This window comes from Paenibacillus tundrae (genome assembly GCF_030812775.1).
In the GTDB taxonomy this organism is placed as follows: domain Bacteria; phylum Bacillota; class Bacilli; order Paenibacillales; family Paenibacillaceae; genus Paenibacillus; species Paenibacillus tundrae_A.
In genome coordinates this window covers 235,981-247,712 of record NZ_JAUSTI010000007.1, presented here as the reverse complement: position 1 = coordinate 247,712, position 11,732 = coordinate 235,981, and the positions used below count along the sequence as shown (strand labels likewise).

The 11,732-nt window shown below is 42.0% G+C and carries 11 protein-coding genes; 10 read left to right on the top strand and 1 reads right to left on the bottom strand.

Annotation, left to right across the window (positions count from 1 at the left end):
• Positions 1-232: 232 nt before the first annotated feature.
• From J2T19_RS14815 to J2T19_RS14795, 5 genes are all read left to right on the top strand, one after another.
• On the top strand, positions 233-406 hold the full coding sequence (locus J2T19_RS14815; RefSeq protein WP_307216956.1) for a deaminase domain-containing protein: 174 nt from the start codon (positions 233-235) through the stop codon (positions 404-406).
• A 13-nt stretch (positions 407-419) separates the two neighbouring features.
• Positions 420-620: an Imm3 family immunity protein gene (locus J2T19_RS14810; protein ID WP_307216954.1), complete on the top strand. Its 201-nt coding sequence runs from the start codon at positions 420-422 to the stop codon at positions 618-620.
• Positions 577-1,101, top strand: coding sequence for an Imm3 family immunity protein (locus tag J2T19_RS14805; RefSeq protein ID WP_307216952.1), 525 nt, complete (start codon positions 577-579; stop codon positions 1,099-1,101). Before J2T19_RS14810 ends, J2T19_RS14805 begins: the two co-directional genes overlap by 44 nt.
• A gap of 355 nt (positions 1,102-1,456) precedes the next feature.
• On the top strand, positions 1,457-1,972 hold the full coding sequence (locus J2T19_RS14800) for a hypothetical protein (RefSeq protein ID WP_307216950.1): 516 nt from the start codon (positions 1,457-1,459) through the stop codon (positions 1,970-1,972).
• Positions 1,973-2,228: 256 nt separating this feature from the next.
• On the top strand, positions 2,229-2,600 hold the full coding sequence (locus J2T19_RS14795) for a DUF7674 family protein (RefSeq protein WP_307216948.1): 372 nt from the start codon (positions 2,229-2,231) through the stop codon (positions 2,598-2,600).
• Positions 2,601-2,729: 129 nt separating this feature from the next.
• Here the strand turns inward: J2T19_RS14795 and J2T19_RS14790 are convergent, their stop codons facing one another.
• Positions 2,730-3,986: a stalk domain-containing protein gene (locus J2T19_RS14790; protein WP_307216946.1), complete on the bottom strand. Its 1,257-nt coding sequence runs from the start codon at positions 3,984-3,986 to the stop codon at positions 2,730-2,732.
• A 310-nt stretch (positions 3,987-4,296) separates the two neighbouring features.
• On the opposite strand from J2T19_RS14790, the gene J2T19_RS14785 reads away from it, so the two are divergent.
• From J2T19_RS14785 to J2T19_RS14765, 5 genes are all read left to right on the top strand, one after another.
• Positions 4,297-5,457, top strand: a complete 1,161-nt coding sequence (locus tag J2T19_RS14785; protein WP_307216944.1) for a type III polyketide synthase — start codon at positions 4,297-4,299, stop codon at positions 5,455-5,457.
• Complete coding sequence (locus J2T19_RS14780; RefSeq protein WP_307216943.1) at positions 5,444-6,175, top strand: methyltransferase domain-containing protein; 732 nt, start codon at positions 5,444-5,446, stop codon at positions 6,173-6,175. The genes J2T19_RS14785 and J2T19_RS14780 overlap by 14 nt, the downstream gene beginning before the upstream one ends.
• 158 nt (positions 6,176-6,333) lie before the next feature.
• On the top strand, positions 6,334-7,491 hold the full coding sequence (locus J2T19_RS14775) for an NAD(P)/FAD-dependent oxidoreductase (RefSeq protein ID WP_307216941.1): 1,158 nt from the start codon (positions 6,334-6,336) through the stop codon (positions 7,489-7,491).
• Between the two features lie 173 nt (positions 7,492-7,664).
• Positions 7,665-10,799, top strand: coding sequence for a GNAT family N-acetyltransferase (locus J2T19_RS14770; RefSeq protein ID WP_307216939.1), 3,135 nt, complete (start codon positions 7,665-7,667; stop codon positions 10,797-10,799).
• On the top strand, positions 10,796-11,656 hold the full coding sequence (locus J2T19_RS14765; RefSeq protein WP_307216937.1) for an amidohydrolase family protein: 861 nt from the start codon (positions 10,796-10,798) through the stop codon (positions 11,654-11,656). Before J2T19_RS14770 ends, J2T19_RS14765 begins: the two co-directional genes overlap by 4 nt.
• Positions 11,657-11,732 lie beyond the last annotated feature (76 nt).

The window sequence follows — 11,732 nt, the reverse complement described above, 5'->3', positions numbered from 1 at the left end:
GCGCTGATGTTTGTCAATTTTGCTATCTTGGTTAAACATGGCCAAATAAAACAGCGGGTAACATCACGGATTATGCTTCTGATACGCTGAATCGTGCGAAGAATCGCCTTCCCGGTTCAAAGCTCGCCATGGATGGCTCACCTCATGTATCGTTCAGTAAATCTACCAAGCCTTTGCCTCAAAATAGCCTACAGCAGAACTTCTGGAAAGAGATGGAGACAGGGAAAGGTGATTGGATGAATTACCCGACCCTTCAAAGGCTAGTGGGAAAATAAAATTATTTACAGAGATAGATACGTATGCAAGCTGTAGTAGAGTTATTGAGAGGTTTTATAAAGATTATCCCAATATTGATATTGATGTAATTCATAACGGCGATGAATTAGTAATTCCAAAGAATCCTTAAAGGGGACACAAATATGAAACGAAATTATGAGGCATTATTCGGTGCGTTTTATGAAAGATATTTTGATTTCAAGAGTGAGGGAATAAGCAATGCTGAAGCACTCGTCTGTACATCTGAGGCATACTTCGGTGTACAAAAAAGAGGAGAAATGGATAAAGCCGTAGTTGTCATTGCAGAAGGAAGGATTTATTTTAACACATGCAAAAATTTTTAAAAATTTAAAAGAGAGGATACTTAATCTGCTGAAGGATTTAGATTTAGAAAAGTTACAACTTGAAACAACCTCTGATGAGTATCAAGACATATTAGAACGAAGAGATATTGTGCTTGATGGGATAGAAAATATTCCTGTTGATCATAGTTTGTTTCCAAGATGGTATTACAATGAAATGGAAAAGGAAGTAAAGAACTACTTTATGGAAATTGTTGTTAACACGAACGATGCAAGTGAGATAATTGAGAAAATAGAGGAAAGGTTTGAGCGTGAATGTAGGAGTACGTGGAGCGAGAAAATTGTTGTAAAAACAACACTCGCTGAACTGCTTATTAGACATAGCATTAAACCAGAGAATGAATTTTTGAGTTTGAAAATCGAATTAGAGCAATTTGATATGAACGAAATAGGTCAACTATTAACAGAATCCGAGAAGTTTGATCTTTCTATCCGGATTAAGGAAGTGTTAAGTGAAATTTAGGGATCTAAGTACAATATTTTGGTTCTTAAGAAGATCTTCTCAATTTTATGATTTTATAAATTTGAGAACCTAGAACAAGATTGACAATTTTCAACGCTGCAGATATGTATGGCATAACCAATTGATATTTATGATTACTGCAGAAATGAGTGCGGTGGAGCCGAAAGATATTATTGTAATGAGTTAACAGAAAATAAGCTAATGCAAGAAGGAATACTTCTTCGTAAAATTGAGTCAATTAAGAATAGTAAATCATTATATGGAGAACCTTCTGGTGACCATGATTTAACATATACTCAACCAGGTGACTTTTCAGGGAATAAGGGATAGTTTTTAGATCAAATGGAGGGAAAAGATGAATAAGGTATTTGAAGAAGCTAAATGTATTATTCAAAATATTGATTGGAGCCATATTGAGTTTAAAAGACCGTCGTATTATGTGTTATTATCTGAGCACCTGAGAAGAAGCTCATTATTTTATGATTATCTTCACAAAGATTCGATGAGAACAATAGTATTTAATGCTATGGAATTAATTGATATGCGATTACCTGAAAAAGTTTTAGAAAAATGTATGGAATCACTCCAAAATGTAGAAGGAATTTTTGTCAGAGAAGTGTGTAGACATTATTTAGAATGGGCTTATTTAATAGGGGAGGGTGTACCAATTGCTGTTCAGTTCAAGGAGCTATACTTACCCATAATAAAGCTATTTGAAAGAGGGGGCAGAATACAATATGATAAAGGACTGTTGATTATTGGGGGATTAACTTGTTCGCGATTTGTATCTTCGGAGTCTAGTTTGTTTGAACCAGAGGATATTAGTGATAGTCATCTAGATGAGTTAGATAAAGATGTTTTGAATAGGTGATTATAGTAAAAAAGTTCATATAACTATCTTTCAAAACAATCCATAAAATCCACAATACGAGCCATTCGCCGTGTTGTTGTTTCTTTTTTGTTCATCACTATAAGCTAAAAATAGAATTATATTAACAAATATACACCATCCAGTGCCGAATTAATCTAAAACTCGAGCCAGAAGATAAACGTTCTTTTACCCTTGTATCAACGCCCAGCAAATGCTTAAGTGTCATACTACTATTTTAGTAAAGGAATTAGTAACTATGAATGTGAAATCAGAAGAATTCTTTAGAAAAATGATAGATTTCTTACCATCATCAGATGCTGCATATAGAAAATCAATTGCTACATACCGCGAGGTACTTGAAACTATAATTATTGAGGACATCTTCATGCCCAAGATTTTAAAACTGTTAAAAGAGGAAAATAACATTGATCTGATTGAACGAATTTTTGACTATTTTGAAGGAGTATCTACTTGTGGAGATGCTCATTTGATAAATCTTTTATCAATTACGGCATTAGAAGTACTTGGTAACGATAGATCGATTCTAGCAACTGCACAGAAATACATGGGACCTGCAACGACACAACTTCAAATTGAAGCTGATAGAGCCATAGGTAGGAGCGTCTAAGGTCGATAGATGCTTCTATGATATCCACTAACTCTACTAAGATAATACTACACAAAGAGAGCATCCTCGCAAAAAAGAGATGCCCACCAATGTTCAATATTACTATTTATCTAATATTACGCAAGGATCTTATTCTTTAACTACCGAAGCACCTACAGCACCTTCCATCTGATCGTTGTAGAGACGGAACAAACCTAGACGCCAGAAGGTTGCGCCTTTCAGGTCATAACGTTTCGCGAGTCCGAGCTTATAATCAACAGAAGATGGGGTTTCACTATTTAAGCTGATACCTAGCAGCAGTTTTTCCTTCGGGACACCTGCTTGCAGTGCTAACTCAATTGCTTTCTGCACAAGGCTGTTAGGTTCAGGTACTTGGGCGTCGGTACCAACAGGATTGAACTGATAAGCCATGATGATCAGATCATCGGCTGTGGCAGCGAGTGTTTTGTAATCATAACCCTTATATGCACTATTTAATGGAGGTACCGCTAACGAGAGGGAGATGTCTGCTCCTAGGGAAGCTCTTAATTCTTTGACATAATTATTCAGCAACTTCTGCTGCTGCACCGGATCTAATTTGAAGCCCAATCCTTCAAAGTCAAGGACAACTCCGCCGAATCCATTCTCCACTACCGCCGTACTAATCCCTTCAATCGACTTCTTGCGCAAATTACTGTCACTTAATACCTTCGTTAACTCACCGTTACCATCTAGAGCATAAACCATGAGATAAGGTTTAATATCTTGATCTGCCGCATCTGCAACAATGGATTGTGGTGTAATGTCACCGGCTGCAGCAGGGAAGTTGTACTCATCCCCCTGAAGGGTGAATTGTCCTTCACGATCAATCCGACTCCAGCCAAACACAACGGAGTTCATGGTAGAAACAAGATCTATTTCATGGAAAGCTCTCACGGCATAGAACGCTCTTAAATGCATCTCGCGCTGCGGCGATACAAGGGATACGGTTCGAGTAGATTGATCCCATTTTACACCAACCCCGAATTGACTGCTGAATGAGCTTAACGGAATGAGTACACGACCTTCTCTTTGGACGGGTGCAGCAGCGAGTTTAACTTTTTTGCCATTAACCGTTGCCGTGGAACTTCCTACCTGAAGCAATACCTCGGTTGTCTGTCCTTTTACCTTGCCAACGGCTTTGACCGTCTGTGTCTTACTATTCCACTCGATACCAATACCTAGCGATTCCCCGACTGTCCGGAACGGAACGTAGGTGACGCCTTTTTCTATGCGGGGTGCTGCATCAAACTTCAGAGCGATGTTATCTAGTTTGACGGTGATTGCTGGTGCAGCCGAAATGTTTGATAGATTGGGAAGAGTACCAAGTAATGAGAAAGCAAGTACGGTTGCCGCCGTGGTTTTCATTATTTTTTTATAAATCATGATTGATTATTTACCTCCAACTCTACTAGTCCAGATATTCACCCTTCGTACATTAACAAAATCTAGAAATCTAGTTTACCGTAGTATAGCAAAAATTGCATAGAGTTCCAATTCAATGCGTTTCGATATATTGTGCAATTTATATAACTCCTGATGATTACTTATAGAAACGGAATGGAATATGAGAAAAAGGAATAAAGTAGCTGATATAGGTTCAAGATTACGGCACCTTGGGATTGGGTAATAGGTATTCATAAAAGGATGTATTTCTTCCAATAGAAGGGGGTTCCTCATGAATCAATCCATGAACTTATCCAGTGCAGCTATCCTGGGAATGGGAACGGCATTGCCCGTTCATTCTGTGTCACAGACGGATATTGCTGATCTTATTGCTGCTTCTCTTCAAGATCGTCCGGATCTTGCTCGTTTTGCAAAACGGGTATTTAAGTCCTGCGGGGTGGATATGCGTTACACCGTTGAACCGAGCTATCTTGGCACACTTGAACATTGTCGCTATCTTCCCTCCACCGATGAATCGGAAATTCCCACAACCAAAGAACGAATGAATACATATAAACAGGAAGCTCTTCCGTTAGGCATTGAAGCTGCTCAGAAAGCATTGCAGGATGCGAATATGTCTCCAGATAAAATCACACATCTGATCACAGTCAGTTGTACAGGGCAGTACTCACCTGGATTGGACGTAATGCTGATTCCTCAATTGGGATTATCACCTCGTGTTAATCGGATGCCTCTCATTTTTCATGGATGTGCAGCTGGTTTGAAAGCAATTCAAATGGCTAGGGATATTGTGCAAGGTGCACCCAGATCACAAGTGTTAATTGTCTGTGTGGAATTATGTACATTACATTTTCAGCCGGTGAAAGAGAGAGAGTCGTTGTTCTCGGCATCGTTATTCGGTGATGGGGCATCAGCCTGTATCGTAGGTGCACCACAGTCCGAGGAGACACACTATCTTGATCTGGGGACGGGATATTCTGTTCTTCTGCCAGACTCCACAGAGGATATGACTTGGGAGGTAGGCAACCACGGATATGATCTGTATTTGTCCCCTCGAATCCCTAAACTGTTAGGTGTCCATCTGGAAGAAGAGCTTAGACAGTTACTTCAGAGCGAAGAGTTACCTGAGCTCTGGGCTATTCACCCCGGAGGAAGAGGTATCGTGGACGCTGTGCAGAATGTGATGAATCTGGAAGATGAACAAACGAAGTATAGCCGGGATATTCTTAGAACGGTCGGCAATCTGTCTTCCAACACAATTCTGTTTGTGCTAAAAGCAATGCGTGCAGAGATGGCTGCCGAGCAGAAACCTTCTACCGAGGGGGTTGCAATGGCATTTGGGCCAGGACTAACCGCCGAGCTTATGAAGTTCACCTATGTACCTGCGTTCTCTCCAGCCGTTAAGGAGGAAAAGGATCATGCCCTTCTTTAGAACATTGTCCATCAGAGCACGCGAGGATGAACTTATGGATGATTTCTCTATGGGTGGTGACGATTTAAGGGAAGCACTCAAACACTTGAGGCGACTGAACAAAATATTCGCTGCTCCTGGCCCCACCCTATCTGGTGTCGAGAAACTATGGAAAGAGATCGGTTGCCCCGATCAGCTTCACATTATGGATGTTGGCGCTGGTTCAGGAGATGTGAATGAAAAGTTACTCCGTTGGTCTGACAAAAAAGGCGTTAAACTGCACATTACACTCATCGATATGACAGAAGAGGCATGTGTGGAGGCAAGGCGACTATTTCAAAATGAACCGAGAGTCAGTGTGCAACGTGCAGATGTCATGGATCTGCCTGATGCTTCCGCTGACATCGTAACCGGATCTCAATTCGTGCATCATTTCGACGGCCAACAATTGATTGATATTGTCTCCCAGATGCTGCGTATCTCCACATACGGTGTGGTCATTAATGATATACATCGCCATCCGGTGTCCTATACGGCTGTGTGGATTACAACACGCTTAATCTCACGCAATCGCTACATTCGACATGATGGGCCGTTATCTGTTGCCAAAGGATTCACAGGAAAAGATTGGAAGGATCTGAAGCAGAAGCTCAACCACCATACGATGAGTTACACCTGGAAACCTCTGTTTCGTTATTCTGTTGTTATTCCGAATGATGCGGTCAAGACACTATCCTAAGCTAAAATTTAAAATGCAAAGTGGACTACAAAAATGTGTCTGAAAAGTGTTCTCTTTAAACCTTTTGAATGGATGCTACATGGACAATACTCTCTACATTTCAGTCTTTAATCAAATTAGAGGAAGTGGATCTCTAAGTAGGAAGGGCAGGTGTAATCGTGTCCAAACAAGTTGACGTCATCATTATTGGAGCAGGGATTGCTGGCAGCACGTGCGCATTGCAGCTTGCGAAGCAAGGACATGAAGTGATTTTGATGGATAGTCAAGAATTTCCCCGTCACAAAACATGTGGTGAATTCATGTCTCCTGAGACCAAGGAGATGTTGGAATACCTGGATATCCATCTTCTAGAACAGAAGCTACAGCCAACAATGATGGATCATGCGCAGATTATTATGCCTGACGGAGGAGAGATTGAAGCACCTTTACCAGGCAACGCTTATGGCATTAGTCGTTATGAGCTAGATCGTATTTTGCATCAAGCAGCATTGGAAGCAGGAGCGACGATATTAACCAAATCAATCGTGACGAAAATTCAAGAGCCGCAAGATGGCTTTTACGAAGTGCAGTTCAAGCAAGCAGGAGAGCTTGTTCAATATCGTGCCAAAGCGGTTATCGGGGCACATGGAACCAAGAAGCCACGAGGAGTTGTTCCGTCTGCAGAAGATCTTCGGGATGAAACCGTCTATGTAGGAATAAAATCTCATTTTACTGGCATCACGATCCCACCTAGAGTGGAGTTGTACTTTTGCGAAGGTGGATATGTTGGCATCTCTCCGATTGAAAACGGGAAGGCCAATGTGGCGGCATTGTTGACACTGGAAACGGTGCAGGGAAGCGGGACATCGGTGCCTGATATATTACATGCAGCATCGCTGACCAACAACAGATTAGCAGAGCGGCTCGCTGAAGGAGAGGCTGTTCCCGGTACGCAAGTATCCATAGCACCGCTGAACCTCTCTAACATACCAGAGCCGTGGTCACAATATCCTCATATCGGTGATGCAATGATGATGATTCCACCTCTAAGTGGAGATGGCATGTCTATCGCACTTCGTTCTTCATTGTTATGTGCGCAGTACACAGACCGTTATCTCCGAGGTGAGTTGGATGATAAAGCGTGGGCAAGTGAGTATATTTTGGCAGCAAATCAGGAATTCACTCAACTGCTTAAACGAACAAGAACCATTCAAAAACTAGCTTTTGCTAAAGTTAACGTATACTATCCTAAACTTGTGCAGATGATGCCTAGCTTGGCATCCTATATCGTGCAAGCCACACGTTTACCGCATATGAATACAACGAACAGAGAATAGTCATGATCATGAGGGTGGCCTGAGCCAGCCTCTTTTTTCATACAAGACAACCCTTCAAGACATTATGCGAATCTCGCAAATTGAACACGAAAACCATAAATGATAGAATACAACGGAAGATATAGCTAATAATTCTAATTTTTCAGACATGTGGATCATGGAGGGGAATTCTGATGAGCAAAATAGAAGAGTTGACGATAACCATCGTAGAATATGAGCCACGATATGCTCGTTCTATCGCGGATATGTGGAATGCTAGTTCAGAGAGTTGGGGTGGAGATAACTCTCTTCAAACGGAACAGACCATACTGCAAGAACATCACCATAGCACGCATCTTCATGTTTTTTTGGCACTTGTTGGTGAGGAGGTCGTTGGGTATTGCAGCTTCTCTCATTATAAAGAGGATCAAGGTGCGTTGTATATTCCACTATTAAATGTTAGACCGAATTATCATGGATACAAAATTGGTAAAAGACTTGTGTTACGTGCCATTGAGCAGACGTTAAAGCTAGGATATCCAAGGCTGGATCTGTATACGTGGCCGGGAAATATCAAAGCAGTTCCTACGTATAAGAAGAGTGGATTTTTCTGGGAGAAAAGAGACGACACCACACATCTGATGAATCTAATTCCATCGGTTTTGCAAACCGATGCTGTGAAGCCATATTTTGAACAACTCGATTGGTACGTAGATAGTGTACGTGAGATTCTGGTTGAGCCAGATGGAAGACAAGAGCGTGGTTTTGATTATTTTACATATGAATGGCGTAAAGCAGATGTGAGTTTGAAAATGGAGTATGAACGCACAGGACGGGGCTTAAGACTTATTGAAACAAATGACTATCTAATCCAAGCAACGATTCTGCATGAACACAAACTTCCGTTTGGTGCGATATATCATATTAGGTATGAGGCTGTAAATAAAAGTGGAAAGCCCCTTTCGATTGAAGTGAAGGGCATAAGTAATTCAGAGATTGACTTTGATCTTCAGGACGCACGATCTGTAGATGCAGAAGAACGAATTGAGGGTAGCTTTCTGATTCATCCGATTCAAGAAGAACAGGATGCTTTTCAGACACACCCTGTGGTTGAAGCGGAAGTGCTGATCAATGGACGAGCAGCTACCTTCAAGCTAGGGATTGAACCGAAGTTCCCTGTAAAGGTTAAGGCGTATGCTCCGGAACGATCATTATATATCGGTGAGGCCATTGAGCTAGATTTCACGATAGAAAATGAGTATGACGAGGATACTGTATTTGCATTTCAATTACCAAGTGATGATGTCCTATCATTTAGCCAACCCGATGTTCAAATTCAAGTTCCAGCGAAGAGTCGGCGAACCGTTTCCCTTGTTGCTGAATTGTTGAGTTATGGAATCTGGCATCATCACTTTGACGTATATCATGCATCCGGTGAGGAACGTTCCTTAATCCTTTCGCAAGAGACGAGTCTAATATTTACTGGAATTCAATCCGCCTTTGGAGGCGAAACAGAGCAGGATTGGGTCATAGCAAACGGGAGATATTCGGTTCATCTTAACAAAATAAACAATAATATATCGATCTATGAGGGAAAGGAAAGCACATATCATTTAAATTTTCCTCAATTGGGTCTCCCTTATGTTGCTGAATTTAAGAAGACTCGTGCAACACGGGTAACATACCGCCAAGAGCAGGGGATGGTACTCGAAGCTGAGTATGATCTTACCTCCAGTGCGGTGATACTTGTTCAGGTCATCCAACTATATAGCAACGGCACGATAAGTCGTCATCACATCATAGAGAACAAGTCGAAGACCGCGCGTAATGAACCTTTATTTCTGAAAGAAAGCTTTCATTTAGGATTTGGAATAAGTGTTATTCCCTATGAGAACCAATACGTCGATGTAAGGCAAGGACCAGATGCCTCGAATGCAGATTATTGGCAACTGGACAATGTGACCGAAAATTGGATTTTCACAGATGTTGGAGAATCCACACGGGGCATTACATGGCCAAAAGACTTGAAGCTTATTGTGGATGGCAGATCCTTCGGGGTTGAACATGAGCTTCATGATCTCCCAGCCGGAGGCCGGATCGAGACTAAACCCATTCGTATCGCTCTAGGGACATGGAAAAATTGGCGTGATTTCCGCGCTTTTGCACAGAGTCATGAAGCTACGGAAGAGTTGGAGTCTGTTCCTCAGTTTCAGACGAAGGTGAATCAAGGTAATCCCTTCTTACATGACACGCTGGAGGTCGAGATCTCAGAGCAAAAAAATGCATTTCTCGAAGGCGAGATTACACTCTCCACTGAAAAAGGCAGTGCGTTAATGCAGAAACAGCATGTATCTATAGATCAAGAGATGAATCGCATCATGACACCTATGACTTGGCAGTCTGGGCAAGAAGCAGACTTGATGTCACTGCACTTGAATATGGAAACGTATGAGATGGCTCGTTCTCGATTGGTATTTCCCGGTTCGAACCAACCCGTTAATTATCAGTTGGATCAGAGAGAGCAGAGTGACGTTCTTACGGTTAGTAATGGTGTCATTCAATTTCAAGCGAGTAACACCTTTGCACCAGCTTTATTTTCTCTGAAATATCATGGTATGGAATGGCTGGATACCTCTTACCCTGAACCTGGGCCAAAATCATGGTGGAATCCTTGGCTCGGGGGCATCTCTAGCGAAATACAAGGGTTATCGGCTACAAGCCTCCTTGGAGAAGCACGTGCGGCAAGCTTCATAGAGCTTGAGGACAACCTAGGCAATGTCTGGTCAGGCATTAGAATGAGTATCGCGATTCAAGAGAATGCCAAATTAAGAGGATTAGTGATTCATTACTATTATGTAACACTGCCAGGGGTACCAGTGCTTGCAACGACCACTCGTATAGAGCAAAATACGGGTGTGCCGCAGCAACCGTTCATTCATGCGACACAATCCTTCTACCGGGCAAGCAATGAACTTACCGATATGAGAATATATGTGAAAAATGATGCTGGTGAACCTATTACCTACAAGGCTGGAAGGGTGCAATACGGGATAGATGTTACAAGCGGAATAATTCAATATGGCTCCCAAGAACGAAAAGAACGTCTTAGCTTTGTGGCACACCCTGAAATGGATGGAGTTTACTTGCGGGTAAATAACCATATTGCTTCGTCAGTTGTGGTGGAAGAACTTGACCTACGTGATGGAGAGCAACACTTCAGTAAGCCACAATTCTATATCATTTCAGATCTGATCGCTCCTGAGGAAGCGTACCAGGACTTACGCAATATTCGTTTTGATCCTATGAGAGCGGAAAGGAAAATACCATGAAGATTATAGATGCACATGTTCATTATTCTAATATTGCAGCCTTCAGAGAGACTGCGGAGACTTTAGCTGCTATTGATTATAGTGAAAAAGGGCTACTGCAAGAATTCGATAAGGCTGGTGTCATTGCTGGGGTTGGCATGGGTGTTACCGAGACTGTTCCAGACGCTTTTCCCGATGCGAATGCGCTCAACCCAATGATGCTTGATCTAAGTGAAGAGATTCCTGACAATCTCTACACTTGTATAGGTATTAATCCGTTAACTCTGCATCTAGAGGGTCAGCTTGAAGCAATTGAACAATCTTTGCGTACAGAGCATGTGGTCGGCATCAAGCTATATGCGGGCTATTATCATTTTAATGTTGGCGACGAAATATATGATCCTATATATTCGCTGGCTTCAGCGTACCAGATGCCCATTGTCATTCACGGAGGACTGACATATTCAGATCGAGGGCTCTTGAAGTATTCACACCCGCTCTCGATGGAAGAGACGTTTCTGAAGCACCGTGACCTGACGTTTATGTTATGTCATTTAGGTGATCCCTGGGTGATGGACACAGCCGCATTGCTAGAGAAAAACCCTAATCTCTACACGGATCTGTCTGGATGGATCGTAGGGGATGCGGCGAAGGTTGAGCGACTGTTAACGGAGCAGACCTATACAGATCATTTCCGGCGTGCCATTGTATTCGCCGAAAAATATGACCGGCTAGTATTTGGTACTGATTGGCCGCTGGTTCAAATAGAACCGTATATACAATTTGTAAAGCATCTGATTCCTGAAGCTCATTGGGAAGATGTATTCTACAACAATGCTCTGCGTGTATTTCCGAAACTTGCGCATTTAATTGGATAACTGTATAGCTAAGGGAACAGAGCGAGCCGCCGAATGGCGGCTTTTTAGTATACAAATATGAATTTGAATTGGTAGA

What these genes read in the sequence shown, in the direction of transcription:
- J2T19_RS14810 (WP_307216954.1), top strand. Translation starts at nt 420, where the DNA reads ATGAAACGAAATTATGAGGCATTATTCGGTGCGTTTTATGAAAGATAT.
- J2T19_RS14800 (WP_307216950.1), top strand. Translation starts at nt 1,457, where the DNA reads ATGAATAAGGTATTTGAAGAAGCTAAATGTATTATTCAAAATATTGAT.
- J2T19_RS14795 (WP_307216948.1), top strand. Translation starts at nt 2,229, where the DNA reads ATGAATGTGAAATCAGAAGAATTCTTTAGAAAAATGATAGATTTCTTA.
- J2T19_RS14790 (WP_307216946.1), bottom strand. Translation starts at nt 3,986, where the DNA reads ATGAAAACCACGGCGGCAACCGTACTTGCTTTCTCATTACTTGGTACT.
- J2T19_RS14785 (WP_307216944.1), top strand. Translation starts at nt 4,297, where the DNA reads ATGAATCAATCCATGAACTTATCCAGTGCAGCTATCCTGGGAATGGGA.
- J2T19_RS14780 (WP_307216943.1), top strand. Translation starts at nt 5,444, where the DNA reads ATGCCCTTCTTTAGAACATTGTCCATCAGAGCACGCGAGGATGAACTT.
- J2T19_RS14770 (WP_307216939.1), top strand. Translation starts at nt 7,665, where the DNA reads ATGAGCAAAATAGAAGAGTTGACGATAACCATCGTAGAATATGAGCCA.
- J2T19_RS14765 (WP_307216937.1), top strand. Translation starts at nt 10,796, where the DNA reads ATGAAGATTATAGATGCACATGTTCATTATTCTAATATTGCAGCCTTC.